Raw genomic sequence first — 17,044 nt, 5'->3', positions numbered from 1 at the left:
TATTATGAAAAATATTGTTTTAGTAATTATTTCATTGATATGTTTTTCACAGATTGTATCCGCGCAAGACATTCTTGACGGTGCATATGAAAAAGATATTCGTGATGGCGGAAAAGAAAGAATGATTCAGCCATATCAACATGTTCGCGAGGCAGATGTAATGTGGTCTACAAAAATCGAAAGAATCATTGATTTAAGAGAGAAAATGAATCAGGTATTCTATTACCCTCTTTTACCAATAAATGACCGTCAGAATTTAATTGATGTGCTTATGCAAGCAATTGATGAAGGGACAATTACAGCTTACGGTAATGCAACCAACGATGATGAATTTCAATCTCCGATGTCACCTTCAGAAGTTGAGATGATTGGTATTATGCAAGGCGAGAAAATGTCTGTTGAAGAACGATTTGACCCTGATACGCAAGAATATTATTTAGATACAACTTTTAATATTTTTGAGAGACATGAGGTTAAGAAATATAGAATCAAAGAGGAATGGTTTTTTGACAAGCAACGTTCTGTAATGGAAGTTAGAATCATTGGAATATGTCCGGTTATTGACCGTAAAAATGAAGAAGGTGTTTATACTGGTGAAACCTCATTATTTTGGGTGTATTTTCCTGAAGCAAGAAAAATTCTTTCTAAAGCTGAAGTTTTCAATCACAGAAAAAATGATGCAGCTCGTTTAACTTATGACGATATTTTTCACAAGCGATTTTTCAGTAGTCGAATTGTCAAGGAGTCAAATAAATATGACAGAAAAATATCAGAGTATAAAGAAGGTATTGATGCTTTGCTTGAGGCTGAAAAAATAAAGGAAGAGATATTCAATATCGAACACGATCTTTGGGAGTATTAATACTTTTTTTTGATTTAAACTTTAGAGTCTTCAATTGAAGACTCTTTTATTTATATTTTTTTTATGGAATACAAAATTGCGGTAATTGGGTTGGGCTATGTTGGAATCCCATTAGCTGTAGAATTCGGTAAGAAGTATACCACAATTGGTTTAGACATAAATCTTGAGAGAATTGATGAGTTAAAATCAGGCTTTGACAGAACCTTAGAAATGTCTGAGGAAGATTTAGAGTCTGCTGTCAAATTAAGTTATACAGCGGATATTAATGACACTAAAGATTGTAATATTTATATCATTACAGTTCCAACACCAATCAATAAAAAAAATCTTCCAGATTTATCTCCATTGATAAGTTCAAGTCATTCCGTTGGTTCTATTATTAAAAAGGGGGACATAATTATCTATGAATCTACCGTATACCCTGGTGTTACCGAAGATGAGTGTGTGCCTATTTTAGAAAAGGTTTCTGGATTAACTTTCAATAAAGATTTTTTCTGTGGTTATAGTCCAGAGCGAATAAATCCAGGAGATAAAGAGAGAACTCTCACAAAAATTTTAAAAATTACTAGTGGTTCTGATGAGAAAACTGCTGAAATAGTTGACGATTTATATGCTTCTATTATCAAGGCAGGTACATATAAGGCATCATCCATTAAAGTAGCTGAAGCTGCGAAGGTTATTGAAAATACTCAAAGAGATGTTAACATTGCTTTAGTTAACGAATTTGCTTTGATTTTTGACGCTATGGGAATTTCATCCAATGAGGTTTTAAAAGCAGCAGGAACGAAATGGAATTTTTTAAAATTTCAACCTGGTTTGGTGGGTGGGCATTGTATAGGTGTAGACCCATATTATTTAACGTATAAAGCGCAGAAATTAGGATATAAGCCTAATTTAATTCTTTCTTCAAGACAGATAAATAATGGAATGTCTGCTTACATTGCAAAGAAGGCGGTTCATTTTTTAGTAAATAAGGATAAAAAAATAAAAGATTCTGAAATACTTATAATGGGCTTTACTTTCAAGGAAAATTGCCCAGACATCAGAAACACTAAGGTAATTGATATTGTTAAAGAGTTAGAAGATTTTGGATGTAATATTGATATTTATGACCCTTGGGTTGATAAAAAAGAAATGTCTGCAGTTTTTGATAGAGAGCTAATTACTGATCCATTCAAATCAGATAAAGCATACGATGCTATCATAGTATGTGTTGCTCATCATCAATTTGTAGGACTCAAATCAGAAAATTATAAATCGGTCTCTTTGGGTATTCCAATCGTATTAGATGTAAAAGGAATAGTTGACGAGCCTAGTTGGAGATTATGATGAAAAATTTTGCATTAATAGGTGCAGCTGGATATATTGCTTCAAGGCATATGAAGGCGATTAAAGATACGGGTAACAATTTATCTGTTGCACTTGATAAATTTGATAGTGTAGGGATAATTGATAGTTATTTCCCTGAAGCTAATTTTTTTACTGAACCAGAGAGATTTGATCGTCATTTAGATAAGCTAAGGCGTTCAGAGTCACCAATTGATTATGTCAGTATATGTTCACCAAATTATCTGCATGATGCACATATTCGTTTAGCTTTAAGGAGTGGCTCTGACGTTATCTGCGAGAAGCCTTTAGTTTTAAATCCTTGGAATATTGATGCTTTAGCCGAAGTAGAACATCGAACAGGTAAAAGGATAAACAACATTCTTCAACTTCGATTTCACCCTTCAATTATCGCTCTTAAAGAAAAAGTTGAAAACGGACCAAAAGATAAAATCTATGATATCGATTTATCGTATTTAACAAGCAGAGGAAAGTGGTATTTCATTTCTTGGAAAGGAGATATTTCTAAGTCAGGTGGTATAGCTACAAATATTGGGATTCATTTTTACGATATGTTGACATGGATTTTTGGCTCTGTCAAGCAGAATGTATGTCATGTTTCTGATGAAGATAAGGCAGCTGGTTTTTTAGAATTAGAAAGAGCTAGAGTACGTTGGTTTCTAAGCGTAAATTATGATTTAATCCCTGATCACATCAAAGCTACAGGGCAAAGAACATTTAGGTCGATAACCGTTGAAGGTGAGGAGATTGAATTTAGTGGAGGGTTTACAGATCTTCACACTAAGAGTTACGAGGCTGTATTAGCAGGTAATGGGTTTGGCTTAATGGAAGCGAAAACATCGATTGATATTGTTCATAATATAAGAAATTCTACGCCAGTTGGCTTAAAAGGTGATTATCATCCATTTTGTAAATTATGAGTTATTTTGTTCATGATACTTCTGTAATCGATGAAAATGTTGAAATCGGTAATGAAACAAAAGTGTGGCATTTTTCACATATTCTTTCTAATACGGTAATTGGAGAGCGTTGTTCTTTTGGACAAAACTGTGTCGTTGGACCTAATGTTACAATCGGAAGTGGAGTGAAAGTTCAAAATAATATATCTATTTATGAAGGAGTAGAGGTTGAAGATGATGTGTTTTTAGGACCTTCAATGGTCTTTACTAACGTCATCAACCCTAGAAGTTTCATTATCCGTAAAGAAGAATTCAAAAAAACACTACTAAAAAAGGGCTGTTCAGTTGGAGCAAATGCTACAATAGTTTGTGGAATTACAGTTGGTGAGTATGCCTTAATAGGAGCAGGTAGTGTTGTTACTAAAGATGTAAAACCTTTTGAAATGTTATATGGCGTTCCCGCTAAACATCAAGGTTGGGTCAGTAAAGCAGGGAATAGGCTAATTTTTAATGATAATAATATCGCAATTGATTCGTTCGATAATACGAAATATAAGTTGTCTAATGATTCAATTCAAATTCTGTAGTTTATGAAGATACCATTCATTGATTTACAATCACAGTATAGAGCATACAAGAGTGAAATAGATTCAGCTATTCAAAATGTTTTAGATACTTCTCAGTACATAATGGGGCCACCTGTTAAGCAGTTCGAAGCTAATCTTTCACAATATGTTGGTGCCAAACACGCCATAGGTTGTGCTAGCGGAACAGATGCTTTACTATTGGCCTTAATGGCGATAGGTATCAAACCAAATGATGAAATTATTACTACACCATTTACTTTTATAGCGTCTAGTGAAGTTATAAGTTTACTAGGTGCAGTTCCAGTTTTTGTCGATATAGAAGCTGATACATACAACATCAATGCAGAACTGATAGAAGATAAAATTACTTCTAAAACAAAAGCAATTATGCCAGTTTCATTATATGGTCAAATTGCTGACATGGATGCAATTAACTCCATTGCTGAACGACATAATCTTATTGTTATTGAAGATGCAGCACAAAGTTTTGGCGCTACTTATAAAGGTAAAAAAAGTTGTAATCTAAGTCATTTTGGTTGCACCAGTTTTTTCCCTTCTAAACCTTTAGGTTGCTATGGTGACGGTGGTGCACTTTTCACAAACGATGATGAATTAGCAGAAAAAGCAAGACTATTTTTAGCGCATGGTTCAAAAAGAAGATATGATCATGAAGTGATTGGTATAAACGGTCGTTTAGATGCTATTCAAGCTGCTATATTAGATGTAAAGCTCAAGTATTTTGACGATGAAGTGCAATCTAGAGCAGAAATAGGTCAGTATTATATTGACTTACTAAGAGATAAAGGTATTCAGTTACCAACTATTAAAGAGGAAAGAACAAGTGTATTTGCACAATTCACTTTACAGTCCGAGAATAGACAGGCTTTAATAAAAAAACTGAATGAGAACGATGTGCCAACGGCGATACATTATCCTACCCCTCTACATTTGCAAAAATGCTACAAGAGTTTAAATTATAGTGTAGGTGATTTCCCAGTTTCGGAAAAAGCAGCTAATGAAGTATTTTCTCTTCCAATGAGTCCTTTTATTACTAAAGAACAACAAGAATTAATAGTTAAATACCTTTAGATTATGAAGCAACAATCAAATGAGTTAGACCTATCATTATTCTTCTCAAATTTATATCGTTTTTTTTACAAAAATAGTCGGCTATTATTAACCTTTATTTTATTAGGAGCCGTATTAGGGTTTGTATATGATACTATTTCAAAACCATATTATGAGTCAACTGCTTATGCAACTTCAGCTCTTTCATATTTTGAAACGGAAGAAGTAGATTATAAAAGTAAAAAGATAATACTTGATCAGCAAGCAATGGTTGATATCATCAATGATATTTCTAGATTAGTTGATGAAGATGAAATGGATGTTGTTGCTAGAAAACTTAACCTTTCACCTGAGGCAACCAATAGCATACGCTTTTTAGAAGCAGAAGAATTATTTTTTGTTGATGGAGAGAATATTCAACAGAAGAGGGATAAATTTCAGATTGTTTTAGAAGTCTATGATAATGAGTACATCAGAGATATTGAAAAAGGAATTGAATATTTCGTTAATAATAATTCATACATACAGAAGTACTATCAATTACATTTAGATCAAAGCAATCAGTTGGTTGAAAGGATTTCAAAAGAGATTGATGATTTGAAAAGAGTTAGAGATCAAGCAGGTAATAAGTCTACAGGTGACTATAGTGAAATTAAAATGAGTAGTCAATATTCTCAAACAGACAATCAAATCATTAATCTATTTATAAAACAACAACAAATAGCTAAATATACATTGTTGTTGAAGCCTATCGAATTTTTCGAAAAGTTTGCTGTCCCAGAAAAACCAGCAAATAGAGTCTGGATCAGAATCGGACTTATGACGGTTATTTTCTTTTTACTTGGAATAATAGTTGGACTTATTAGATTCTATAATAAAAGGATGAAAGCTGAAAAATAATTTAGATAATACCTAACTAAGAAACGAGAAGTTTTTTATAAAAATAGTCAAATGAAGATATTAGTAACAGGTGTTGCAGGTTTTGTTGGTTCGTATGTTGCTACTTCATTATTGAAAAGAGGAAATGAAGTTGTTGGCGTAGATAATATTAATGATTATTATGATGTTAACCTTAAAAAAGATAGGCTCAAACTTCTAGGAATTGAAAATAATAGCTCTTCAAGTTCGGTTTATGACAAGTTTACTTTTATTCACTTAGATATTTCAGATTCTGAAAATATTCGTAATTTATTTGTAGAAAATGATTTTCAAGTAGTATGTCACTTAGCGGCTCAAGCTGGGGTTCGATATAGTTTAGAAAATCCTTCAGCATATATTCAATCAAACATTGTTGGGTTTGCTAATATACTTGAGTGTTGCAAGAACGCTAAGATAGAGCATCTCGTATATGCAAGTAGTTCTAGTGTTTATGGCTTGAATAAGAAAACCCCTTTTTCTGTGGAAGATAACGTTGATCGACCAATAAGTCTATATGCGGCCACTAAAAAATCCAATGAATTGATGGCCTATTCATATAGTCACCTATATGATTTGCCAGTTACTGGTTTGCGTTTTTTTACAGTTTACGGGCCATGGGGAAGACCTGATATGGCATACTTTTTATTCACTAAAGCAATATTAAATAATAAACCCATCAAAGTATTTAATCATGGCGATATGCAAAGAGATTTTACTTATATAGATGATATTGTTGAAGGAGTAGTTCGAGTCATCGATAATAAGCCAAAAAGATTTCAAAATGAGCCGCCATATAAACTTTATAATATTGGCAATAATAAACCAGTAAATCTTTTACATTTTATAGAAAATATTGAAAATGCATTAGGTAAAAAAGCCATTAAGCAATTTGAGCCAATTCAAGCTGGAGATGTAACAACTACTTATGCTAATGTTGATAATTTAATTTCTGATCTAGGTTACGCACCAGAGACAAAAATCGATGAGGGTATAAATAAGTTTGTTGATTGGTATTTATCTTATTATAAACCTTAATGAACCTTCTTAAAAATATTATTCCAAAGTCATCTTTTGCCAAAAATGTTTTGACATTAATGACTGGGACAACTATTTCTCAAGCAATACCTGTTGCAATTTCCCCGATTTTAACTCGTATTTATGGACCTGAAGATTTTGGAGTTTTGGCTTTATTTGTATCCCTTACAACAATCTTTGGCGCAGTTGTAACAGGTAGGTATGAATTAGCTGTAATGTTACCAAAAGAAGATGAGAAATCTAGGTCAATTGTTGCTTTATGTATACTAATTTCTTTCGCCTTTTGTGCAGTGTTATTTGTGTTCATTGCACTTTTTCATTCTTATTTTGTTGAGTTGTTAGGTGACGATAGAATTTCTACATGGCTTTATTTTGTGCCTTTAGTACTGTTTTTAGTAGGCTTATTTAATACATTAAATTATTACTTCTCTAGAAAAAAAGAATTTCAAAAAGTTGCGAAAGCTAATGTGTTTAAATCTATTAGTTTATCTATATCTCAGTTAATTTTTCATTTGATTAGGTCAGGTGCTTTTGGATTGGTGATTGGAAGAATAATTTCTGCCATCGTTGCTCCATTTTTTTTATTATTTAATTTAAAAAAGTCTGAGAAAATTTCTTTTGAAAAAGAGAAAATATTGTCAGTCGCTAAAAGATATGTTGATTTCCCTAAATATGCAATGTGGGCAGGGCTTTTCAATAACCTAGCTTTAAATTTTAATAATCTTGTCATTCCAATTGTTTACTCTACCAGTATATTAGGTTTTTTTGCATTAGTTTATAGAGTTTTGGTTTTGCCATTTACACTAGTAAGCACTTCTTTAGGTCAAGTATTTTTCAAGGAAGTTTCAGAACTAAAAAATCAAAACATTAACGTTTCTAATGTGATATGGGGTGTCGTCAAAAAAATGGGATTAATTTCATTCTTTGGTTTTGGACTATTATTCTTTATTGTAGAATATCTTTTTGTCTTTGTTTTTGGTGAAGAATGGAGAATTGCGGGGGTATATGCACAGTATTTGATACCAATGTTTATGATACGTTTTGTTGTTTCACCATTAACTCTTATTCATAGTGTCTTTGAAGCACATAAGCTATCCCTTCTTCTGCAATTCCTTATGTTTTTATTATCAGCTTTAAGTATGTATATTGCTTATATATTTAAGTTAGATTTTGAATATTTTTTAATACTATTTTCTACTTTGATGGTTTTGTTTTATATCCTTCGTTTTGTTATTATAATTTATATTGCAAAAAGACCTCATATTAAATGGAATTAGTGTTAATCCTTATAAATAAAACGCAATATTTTTGTTAAACGGTTAGTTGATTTGGATAATACAGAGAAAATAATCAAAAGCCCATTATTAGAGGCAATAGCTATTTTTTACTTGTCTATTGAAGCTTGTATAAGGCCAATAATCAAATATTTTGAATGGCATCATGAGGGTGTTAGGGTAAATATCTCTATTATTTATGCTATTTTACTTTCTATTGCAATTATTGAAATAATATTAAAGCTTAATTCGAAAAGGCTTTCAATTCCAAAAGATTTAAGTCAGTCATTAGCTATACTTTTAATCTCTTTTATTGGCTTATATGAATTGCTTAATTTCCCATATATAACGTCGCAACCGATTTATCGTATTCAGGATTTCTTTTTATTTTATTTTTCAGAATCAGTAGTTAGGGCAGCTTTATTTTTATTAACGGGTTTTTATCTAGTAAGTATTTTAAATAAACAAAAAATTAAGCGCTTGTTTATTTTCTTTTGGTGTGTTTTTACTGCAATTGTGCTAATTTATACAGATTACAAATCAGCTTTTTTCACCTCATCCATTGAGGTTACAAGAGAACATAACAATTATTTGATGATGTCTGATGCATATGCCATGCTCTCTTTTTTTATTATTGCAGATAGTCGAAAACTCGTTTACAGAATTGGAGTGATTTTATTCTCTTTTTTGTGTTTATATTTTTTAAAATCAAGAGCATCTTTATATACTTTTTTAATTATCAATTTTATAGGTCTAATTTTGATAAATAAGCGATTTTTATGGTTATTGTTTGCTGGGGCTTTTGTGAGCTTACTCACCTATGATTGGAGAGAGTTTTTTAGACTCAATTCAAATAATAGGATGTTTAGATTAGCAACATTTGGTCAAGACACTTCCGCTATCATGAGGACAAACATTCTGAACAGTGGACTAAATGAAATTAAGGATAATTGGCTTTGGGGACAATTCATGGGCGATGTCTTAATTGAGAAAAATACGGGCACTTATATTCATAATTTTCTTTCATACTTGAGGCAATATGGTTTTTTTCCATTCGTATGCATTATTGTTATTATAGTTCGAAATTATTTAAAGTTGTTTTTTTCTGTAGTAAAAAAAGAATGGAATAGACCTATGGAATTCTTTTTTCTATTTGGAGTTCATTGTTTAATTCTTACACTATTTGCCCGTTCATTTTTATATAGCGGTATTTGGATGTTATTTTCTGCTATTCCTACACTATATCTCAATAAACAATGGAAGTAGTAGTTACATTTAGCGTATTTCTATTAATAACACTTACAGTCTATTTTTCTGTCATTTATTTTCTTGACAACTTTGTGATTAGCATGAAGTTATCAAATATTAATATAATTTCATATAACTTTTATATGCAATTAGGAGTCTTTTGTTTACTAGGCTCAGTTTTATTTATTTCGGGTGTTGTAAGTGAGGATACATTCTTTAAAGAAACGTCTTTATACTCTAGAATACATGCTTTCACAGCACTTATTACCTCTACGATTTTATTTAGTCTATTTATGTGGCTTTATACTAAGCTTTTTTCAAACCTATCTATTCCAAAAATAACTTCATCTTCTGAATTTGATGTTCGGTCCATGTCCATTTTTCTTTACATGATTGTCTTGCTAGATATTTTGTTATGTATTTATATTTATTTTGGACTTAACGAGATTCCTCTAGTTGAGCTGCTTTCTGGTGATATAAAAAAAGCAGCCATCCTTAGGATACAAAATGCAGAATCCTTTGAGGGGGTAAATGCTATTTATAATGTTTTCGCAAAATACTATATCCCATCAGTTGCTTTAGTATTGTTTTTTGTGCACAAAATCATGTCTTATCCATGCAAGTGGCTTTATAGACTTTCAGTAATTCTTGCGGTATTATTTTTGCTACATGACACACAAAAAGCACCAATTTTGGATTTCATTTTGACAATTATTTTAATTCAAATTTTTGTCAATGGTTTTAAAAAGAAATATTTGATTTATGTATTATACATTATCATTGCTTCAGTACTTCTTTACAGCTTCGCAAAAGGCATCGGTTTTGATCAGATAGAATATCTATTTTATCGAGTTGGACGTAGGATATTCATATCACAAATTGGCGGATTATTTTTGAGCTTTGAATATTTCCCAGCATTTGAAACCTTTCAATACACTCTCCAAGGTGCCCCAGAAATTCTTCTTAATATATCAGGCTTAGAAGATATTAACTCAGCTAAAGATATAATGATTAAACTTGAAGGAAATGCGTTAGAGCTTGGAGTTATGAACTCTCATTATATGTCCGGAGCATGGGCCTCATATGGTTACTTAGGTTTTATACTAGGGCCTTTAATTGTGTCATTAAATTATTTTATGATTCATAAGTTATTATTTGCATATAAACGTTACCTTTTTATTGGCATTCCTCTATATTTTTTATTTGTAGTTAAGCTTGTATTTACAGCAGATTTTAAGTTATTTGCATTTTTTACATGTTTAATCATTCCAATTGTTTTCTATTTTGGATTTATTTTTGCTCACATAACCTCAAATTTTATTTACAACATAATTAAGTCAAAATATTAGTATATGATATCAATATTAATGCCAGTCAAGAATGAGGAACGTTATATTGAAGAAGCGATAAAGAGTGTTCTTGATCAGACGTATTCTAACTTTGAACTCATTATCATCAATGATGGTTCTAGCGACTCCACATCACAGAAAATTAAATCTTTTAATGATAAAAGAATAAGCTTAATTGATACTAAAGGCGTGGGTAAAAATATTGCTTTTAATATGGGTTATGAGGCATCAAACGGCAAATTCATTTGTTACTTTGCCGGTGATGATTTATTAACTAAGGATTCTTTATCAAAACGTCTAGAGCCACTTATTGGTAAAGAACAAGACCTTTTAGCTTCAGTTTCTAAAGTTAAAACAATCTCAGAAATTAAAAAGTTTGATGGTGTTGTTACACCAAAAGCGAAAGATAAAGGATCGATGCTTGGAGGTACTATCATGTTAACAAGAGCACTATGTAATAAGATTTTTCCACTACCGCAAATACTGCCAAATGAGGATAAATGGACCGTAGAGCATATTAAATCCTTTGCGAAAATTATTCACGTTCCAATCATTGGAATTAATTATAGAATTCATGAAAATAATTCTAGTAGTAGAACAAACCCTTTTCATCTGAAAACAGTAGCTATGCATAAGCGATTTATTATATACCGTTTATTTTTAGAAAAATACCGTGACGTTTTAGAGCTTAAAAACATCAATAAACTTGAAGCTCTCTCTGCTGCAGAAACACTTAGATTTAACGGAGATTCAATAGCAATTTTATTAATGACAGGACTTAGTTTTTCTGAAAAGATAAGGTACTATTTTCATAGTAGCGCATTGTTATATTGGATAAGAATACAATTATTTTCACTTTTAAGCGGTCGCTCATGAGGTATAGTGCAAGCGAAAGGTTAATCGCCAAACTTTTAACGACCTTCCCTAAGCTAAAACTTTTCATAAAGTATGTATATCAAAGAGTAAACTATCTAAGATACAAGAAGCCATATCAATTTAAGTCGTCAAATAAGGTTATTAAAATATCCAATGATAAATCTGATAATTCTTTTTTTGGTTACTATGATCGATCACCGATGAGTAACGATGGGAGAAAAGTATTGTTTCATTCTACATCATTCGACACAAAAATTAAACCAAATAAGTGTAAGCAAATTGATATCATGATATTTGATATTGAAACTCTCCAAGCTAACTATATATCTTCTACTAAAGCATTTAACTGGCAACAAGGCGCAAAATTACAATGGCTGAACGATGATGAAATAATTTTTAACGATTACTTAGAGGCTGAAGATAAGTATCAATCAAAGATTTATAATCTAAAGGATAATCGATTTAGAAATATAGATTTACCCATATACGATGTCTTTGAAGATTATGCACTAACGCTAAATTTTGATCGCTTAGCTAAGTTAAGACCGGATTATGGTTATTTTTCTAAAAAAAGAATAGATGAGGAGTTTGACTTAAAAAATGAAGGAATAGTATCAATCAATTTAACTGATAACTCTTCTGTTTTAATTTTATCGTTGGAAGATATAATCAAGAGCCACTATCAAAAAAGCATGGAAAATGCAAATCATCTAGTAAATCACATAATGATTAGCCCTGATGGCCAACGATTTATGTTCCTTCATAGATGGTTTAACGGTGGTGTTAGAAGCGATGCACTAATGATTTGTAATAAAGACGGCAGTCACCTTCGTTGTCTTTCAGATAATGAAATGGTCAGTCACTGTTTCTGGAAAAACTCCAAAGAAATCGTTGGTTATCTTAGAGGAGAAAATAAAGAAGATAGATATTATGTCATTAATATTCAAACTGACAAAGTAATTACTCTAGACTCACTTAATGGTTATGGTGATGGTCACCCAAATATAAATGAAAATTTGATGATTACTGACACCTACCCGAATAAGTCAAGAATGAAGGAGTTATTATCCTATGATTTTGAAACTAATGAAGTGGAAAGAATAGCAGAGTTTTATGAGCCTTTTAGTTTTTATGGCGAAACAAGATGTGACTTACACCCAAGAATATCTAAGGATAAGAAATACTTTTTTATTGATTCAGTTCATGATGGTCAAAGAAATTTATACATGATACATAATGACTAAAATTGCAGTAGTTCTTCCAGTTTATAAAGCGGATTCTCCACTTTTATTTGATTTAGCTGTAAAGAGTATTTTGAATCAAACGGTTGAGTGTCATCTTTTTATTTGTCAAGACGGACTGTTAACAAACGAACTCAATAAGCTATGCGATACTTACCCAAAAGATAAGGTAAGTATTATCCCGTATAAAGAAAATAAAGGTTTGCCAACTGTTTTAAACAGAGGAATTCGAATAGCTTTAAGCCAAGGTTTCAAATACATTGCACGTATGGACGCAGATGATTTGAGTATGAAAGAAAGATTAGGTGTTCAGTCTGACTATTTAGATAAAAATACTCATATTGATGTTTTAGGAAGTAATGCTATCCTAATAAATGATAAGGGCTCTACTATTGGAGTTAAAAAAGTAAGAGAAGTTGTTCGTTTTCAAGATTTGAAGTTTAACTGCGACATGATTCACCCTTCCGTTATGTTCAAAAGCGATTTTTTTCAAAAATTTGGCTTCTATGATGAATCTTTACTAAAATCCCAAGATTATGAACTTTGGTTAAGAGCGTCAAAGAATGGAGCGGTGTTAAGAAATTTAGTTCAAAATCTCATGTATTTTAGATATGAGTCTAATCTGGTCGGTCGTAGAAAGAAGGAACAATGGTATAACATTAGTATTAAGTTTAAATATTTGAGTTTATTTGAATTTATTCCTGGTATTATTCGTCATATTTTTATAATAATATGTCCAGAACGAATACTAAAATGGTTGTTAAACAAAACACAAATTAATGGTTAAGCGATTTTTTGATTTTTTATCCTCTTTTATTGGCATAGTGCTTTTATTACCAATATTTATTTTGATCGCACTTGCGATTAAAATAGGTTCAGACGGACCAGTGTTATTTAAACAAAAACGTGTTGGTAGATACGCTAAAACTTTCTTCATGGTTAAGTTTAGAACAATGGTTGTACAGCAGGATTCTGCATCAACAGTTTCTGTTAAAGGAGATAAGCGAATAACCAAAGTTGGTGCATTTCTAAGAAAAACAAAGTTAGATGAGTTGCCTGAGCTTTGGAATGTCTTGATTGGTCAGATGAGTTTAGTAGGTCCAAGACCAGATGTTCCTGGATTTGCAGATGTATTGGAAGGAGAGGACAGAAAAATTTTAGAATTAAGACCAGGAATAACTGGTCCAGCCAGTTTGAAGTACGCTAATGAAGAACAATTATTAGCAAAGGTGGATAATCCTGAGAAATATAATATGGATGTAATTTTTCCAGAAAAAGTTAGAATTAATTTAGAGTATTATTACAATCAGAATTTCCTTTTGGATATAAAAATTATCTTTGCTACAATCTTTAGAAGCAATTATTAATGTCAAAGTCAAAAATTTGGTTGTCTTCGCCACACATGGGAAATGAAGAATTTTCCAATGTTAAAGAAGCCTTTGAAACCAATTGGATAGCTCCAGTTGGTCCACATTTAATTAATTTTGAAGTTGAGCTTTCAAATATATCTAATGGTAAGCATGTAGCTGCCCTTAGTTCAGGGACATCGGCTATTCATCTTGCTTTAATCATTTTAGGTGTAAAGACTGGCGATGATGTAATTTGTTCAAGCTTTACTTTTGCAGCATCTGCTAATCCTATAATATATCAAGGGGCTAACCCAGTTTTTATAGACTCAGAATTTGATACATGGAATATGTGTCCAGATACGCTTTTGAAAGCTATCAAAGATAGGATATCAATAGGTAGGAAACCAAAGGCAATTATTTTAGTTCACCTATATGGTATGCCATCAAAAATGGAAGAGCTAGTGAAAATAGCTGATGAGTATAAAATTCCAATCATTGAAGATGCAGCTGAGGGTCTTGGTTCCTCGTACAAAAATCAGCCTTTAGGAACATTTGGAGAGTTAGGTGTTTATTCGTTTAATGGAAATAAAATAATTACAACTTCAGGAGGCGGTGCGTTAATCTCCGATAATTTGGACTTTATTCAAAAAGCCAAATTTCTATCAACTCAAGCCAGAGATGATGCGCCTCATTATGAGCACTCTGAAATAGGCTATAACTATCGATTAAGCAATGTTTGTGCAGCAATAGGTTTAGGTCAATTAAAAGTGTTAAGCGAGAGGGTATCTCAGCGTCGAAGTAATTATGATTTTTATAAAACAGCCTTATCAAATATTTCAACCATATCATTTGTTAGTGAGCCGCCCGCTTATTTTTCCAATCGTTGGATAACTACTATTCTTCTAGAAGACTTCGACTCAAGAGAGAAAATTAGATTGGCATTAGAAGATGAGAATATTGAATCTAGACCATTATGGAAGCCGATGCATATGCAGCCAATTTTTAAAACTGCCAAAATGTATGGTGGTTCTGTTTGCGAGGAGCTTTTTCAAAAAGGATTATGTTTACCTTCTGGTTCTAATTTAACTAAAGATGACCTTAATCGAGTAATAAAGGTAATTAAAGACAATGCTTAAAGAAAAGTTCACACATCTCTCTAGAAAGCAGAAGCAAATCATAATGATACTTTCTGATGTTTTCATTTTACTGTTTTCTATCTGGCTTTCCTTTGCTTTGAGATTAGGTGAATTTTGGTCTGATAGGTTGTACATGAATCAATGGATTTTCATTCTCATTCCAATAGTATCTATCCCCTTGTTTATACGCTTAGGTCTATATAGGTCAGTTTTGAAATTTATGGGTACTAAAGTTATTGTTACAGCTTTTCAGTCCATAACTATTACAAGCCTTATAGTTGGTTTTACAATGATGATATTTAGAGAAGCAGATATGCCGAGAACGGTCATTCTTATATTTTGGTTTGTCTCCAGTATACTAATTATTATCATGCGATTTTTATACAAAGGCTACCTATATTCATGGGACAATTTTGTAAATGATAGAAAACCAACAATAATTTTTGGGGCAGGAAGTGCAGGAGCACAGATTGTAGAAAGTTTACGAAAAAACCATGAATACGCACCAATTGCATTTATTGATGACGACAAAAGTAAACAAGGAACATTCATTAACTTTACTAGAATTCACCCTTTTTCGGACTTAAAAGATATAATTAAGAAAAGAAAAGTAAGGGTAATTTTATTAGCAATTCCTTCACTATCTGAACAGAGAAAGCGAGATTTACTTAAAAAACTATCAAAGTATCCTGTTGAGGTAAAGCTATTGCCATCGCTTTCAGAAATAGTAAGCGGGAGAGTGTCTATGGAGAGCATTAGGCACGTACAAGTTGAAGATATTCTTGGCAGAACTCCAGTAAAACCCAAAACATCTTTACTCAAGAAAAATATTACTAGCAAGAATGTTTTAGTCACTGGAGCTGGTGGGAGTATTGGCTCAGAACTATGTAGGCAAATATTGGAGTTGAAGCCTAGTAAGATAGTCCTTTTTGAACACTCGGAATTTAATCTGTATTCAATTGATTATGAATTAACATCACTAGCTGAAAAGGATTGTGAAATTATTCCAGTTTTAGCGGATGTTAAGTCGATAAATAAGGTTGATAATGCTATCAAAGAAAATAACATTGATACCATATACCATGCGGCTGCCTACAAGCATGTTCCAATGGTTGAAAAAAACACAGTTGAAGGCGTATTCAATAATGTAATGGGCACTTATAATGTAGCTGTTTGCGCTAGGGATAATAATGTTGAGAATATGGTTTTAATTAGTACCGATAAAGCCGTAAGACCTACAAATGTAATGGGAGCGTCAAAACGCTTTTCAGAACTAGTGTTGCAAGCCTTAAACTCTGAAAAATCGAATACTTGTTTTAGTATGGTTCGATTTGGTAATGTACTAGACTCTGCAGGCTCAGTAGTGCCTTTATTTAGAAGGCAAATAAAAGAGGGAGGACCAGTAACCGTTACTCACTCAAAAGTTACGCGATATTTTATGTCTATACCAGAAGCTGTTCAATTAGTGCTTCAAGCTGGAGCTATGGCAAAAGGAGGAGATGTATTTGTATTAGATATGGGAGAGCCTGTTAGAATTCTTGATTTAGCACACCGAATGATTAATTTAAGTGGACTTAGTCCTATCACCTCAGAGAACCCTGAGGGAGATATAAAAATTAAATTCACAGGCCTTCGTGAAGGAGAGAAATTATATGAAGAACTATTGATTGGTAAGGATGTTACCCAATCGAAGCACCCTCAAATCATGCAAGCAAATGAGGATTTTTTGAGTTGGCAAAAGGTGAGTTCATTAATTGAAGAAATTAAAACTATTCATGAAAATCTTGATGATAAATCGATGAGGAAGGTTTTAATTGAAAATGTTGAAGGGTACAAGCCAGCAAAACATTAGCTG

16 protein-coding genes are annotated in these 17,044 nt (G+C 32.0%); all 16 read left to right on the top strand.

Annotated features, from left to right (window positions below; translation table 11 throughout):
- Positions 1-4 precede the first annotated feature (4 nt).
- The 16 genes from gldN (at position 5) to ISP73_03020 (ending at position 17,041) form a co-directional block, all read left to right on the top strand.
- Positions 5-862, top strand: coding sequence for a gliding motility protein GldN (gene gldN / locus ISP73_03095; GenBank protein ID MBL6657574.1), 858 nt, complete (start codon positions 5-7; stop codon positions 860-862).
- Between the two features lie 63 nt (positions 863-925).
- Positions 926-2,191 (top strand): nucleotide sugar dehydrogenase, encoded by a 1,266-nt coding sequence (locus tag ISP73_03090; GenBank protein ID MBL6657573.1) that lies wholly within the window; start codon positions 926-928, stop codon positions 2,189-2,191.
- The gene (locus ISP73_03085; GenBank protein ID MBL6657572.1) at positions 2,191-3,129 is read left to right on the top strand and encodes a Gfo/Idh/MocA family oxidoreductase; all 939 of its coding nucleotides are present in this window, start codon (positions 2,191-2,193) and stop codon (positions 3,127-3,129) included. Before ISP73_03090 ends, ISP73_03085 begins: the two co-directional genes overlap by 1 nt.
- On the top strand, positions 3,126-3,695 hold the full coding sequence (locus ISP73_03080; protein MBL6657571.1) for an N-acetyltransferase: 570 nt from the start codon (positions 3,126-3,128) through the stop codon (positions 3,693-3,695). The genes ISP73_03085 and ISP73_03080 overlap by 4 nt, the downstream gene beginning before the upstream one ends.
- Before the next feature lie 9 nt (positions 3,696-3,704).
- On the top strand, positions 3,705-4,784 hold the full coding sequence (locus ISP73_03075; protein MBL6657570.1) for a DegT/DnrJ/EryC1/StrS family aminotransferase: 1,080 nt from the start codon (positions 3,705-3,707) through the stop codon (positions 4,782-4,784).
- 3 nt (positions 4,785-4,787) lie between these two features.
- A complete protein-coding gene (locus ISP73_03070) occupies positions 4,788-5,663 on the top strand; it encodes a hypothetical protein (protein ID MBL6657569.1) in 876 nt (291 codons plus the stop codon).
- 51 nt (positions 5,664-5,714) lie between these two features.
- Positions 5,715-6,716: an NAD-dependent epimerase gene (locus ISP73_03065; GenBank protein MBL6657568.1), complete on the top strand. Its 1,002-nt coding sequence runs from the start codon at positions 5,715-5,717 to the stop codon at positions 6,714-6,716.
- Positions 6,716-7,993, top strand: coding sequence for an oligosaccharide flippase family protein (locus tag ISP73_03060; protein ID MBL6657567.1), 1,278 nt, complete (start codon positions 6,716-6,718; stop codon positions 7,991-7,993). The genes ISP73_03065 and ISP73_03060 overlap by 1 nt, the downstream gene beginning before the upstream one ends.
- 513 nt (positions 7,994-8,506) lie before the next feature.
- The gene (locus tag ISP73_03055) at positions 8,507-9,256 is read left to right on the top strand and encodes a hypothetical protein (GenBank protein MBL6657566.1); all 750 of its coding nucleotides are present in this window, start codon (positions 8,507-8,509) and stop codon (positions 9,254-9,256) included.
- Positions 9,247-10,587, top strand: a complete 1,341-nt coding sequence (locus ISP73_03050; GenBank protein MBL6657565.1) for a hypothetical protein — start codon at positions 9,247-9,249, stop codon at positions 10,585-10,587. The genes ISP73_03055 and ISP73_03050 overlap by 10 nt, the downstream gene beginning before the upstream one ends.
- An 18-nt stretch (positions 10,588-10,605) precedes the next feature.
- The gene (locus tag ISP73_03045) at positions 10,606-11,463 is read left to right on the top strand and encodes a glycosyltransferase (protein MBL6657564.1); all 858 of its coding nucleotides are present in this window, start codon (positions 10,606-10,608) and stop codon (positions 11,461-11,463) included.
- Positions 11,460-12,707, top strand: coding sequence for a glycosyl transferase (locus tag ISP73_03040; GenBank protein ID MBL6657563.1), 1,248 nt, complete (start codon positions 11,460-11,462; stop codon positions 12,705-12,707). Before ISP73_03045 ends, ISP73_03040 begins: the two co-directional genes overlap by 4 nt.
- Positions 12,700-13,491: a glycosyltransferase gene (locus ISP73_03035; protein MBL6657562.1), complete on the top strand. Its 792-nt coding sequence runs from the start codon at positions 12,700-12,702 to the stop codon at positions 13,489-13,491. Before ISP73_03040 ends, ISP73_03035 begins: the two co-directional genes overlap by 8 nt.
- Entirely contained in the window at positions 13,484-14,071 is a 588-nt protein-coding gene (locus tag ISP73_03030) for a sugar transferase (GenBank protein ID MBL6657561.1), read from the top strand. Before ISP73_03035 ends, ISP73_03030 begins: the two co-directional genes overlap by 8 nt.
- On the top strand, positions 14,071-15,189 hold the full coding sequence (locus ISP73_03025; GenBank protein ID MBL6657560.1) for a DegT/DnrJ/EryC1/StrS family aminotransferase: 1,119 nt from the start codon (positions 14,071-14,073) through the stop codon (positions 15,187-15,189). Before ISP73_03030 ends, ISP73_03025 begins: the two co-directional genes overlap by 1 nt.
- Complete coding sequence (locus tag ISP73_03020) at positions 15,182-17,041, top strand: polysaccharide biosynthesis protein (GenBank protein ID MBL6657559.1); 1,860 nt, start codon at positions 15,182-15,184, stop codon at positions 17,039-17,041. Before ISP73_03025 ends, ISP73_03020 begins: the two co-directional genes overlap by 8 nt.
- The last annotated feature ends 3 nt before the right edge of the window (positions 17,042-17,044 follow it).

Source organism: Flavobacteriales bacterium (assembly GCA_016779935.1).
Classification (GTDB): Bacteria; Bacteroidota; Bacteroidia; order Flavobacteriales; family UBA7312.
The sequence above is the reverse complement of the archived record's forward strand: the minus strand, read 5'-3'. Positions and strand labels throughout refer to the sequence as shown.

Coding starts and splice junctions, on each gene's coding strand:
- gldN (MBL6657574.1), top strand. CDS start 5: ATGAAAAATATTGTTTTAGTAATTATTTCATTGATATGTTTTTCACAG.
- ISP73_03090 (MBL6657573.1), top strand. CDS start 926: ATGGAATACAAAATTGCGGTAATTGGGTTGGGCTATGTTGGAATCCCA.
- ISP73_03085 (MBL6657572.1), top strand. CDS start 2,191: ATGAAAAATTTTGCATTAATAGGTGCAGCTGGATATATTGCTTCAAGG.
- ISP73_03080 (MBL6657571.1), top strand. CDS start 3,126: ATGAGTTATTTTGTTCATGATACTTCTGTAATCGATGAAAATGTTGAA.
- ISP73_03070 (MBL6657569.1), top strand. CDS start 4,788: ATGAAGCAACAATCAAATGAGTTAGACCTATCATTATTCTTCTCAAAT.
- ISP73_03065 (MBL6657568.1), top strand. CDS start 5,715: ATGAAGATATTAGTAACAGGTGTTGCAGGTTTTGTTGGTTCGTATGTT.
- ISP73_03060 (MBL6657567.1), top strand. CDS start 6,716: ATGAACCTTCTTAAAAATATTATTCCAAAGTCATCTTTTGCCAAAAAT.
- ISP73_03050 (MBL6657565.1), top strand. CDS start 9,247: ATGGAAGTAGTAGTTACATTTAGCGTATTTCTATTAATAACACTTACA.
- ISP73_03045 (MBL6657564.1), top strand. CDS start 10,606: ATGCCAGTCAAGAATGAGGAACGTTATATTGAAGAAGCGATAAAGAGT.
- ISP73_03040 (MBL6657563.1), top strand. CDS start 11,460: ATGAGGTATAGTGCAAGCGAAAGGTTAATCGCCAAACTTTTAACGACC.
- ISP73_03035 (MBL6657562.1), top strand. CDS start 12,700: ATGACTAAAATTGCAGTAGTTCTTCCAGTTTATAAAGCGGATTCTCCA.
- ISP73_03030 (MBL6657561.1), top strand. CDS start 13,484: ATGGTTAAGCGATTTTTTGATTTTTTATCCTCTTTTATTGGCATAGTG.
- ISP73_03025 (MBL6657560.1), top strand. CDS start 14,071: ATGTCAAAGTCAAAAATTTGGTTGTCTTCGCCACACATGGGAAATGAA.
- ISP73_03020 (MBL6657559.1), top strand. CDS start 15,182: ATGCTTAAAGAAAAGTTCACACATCTCTCTAGAAAGCAGAAGCAAATC.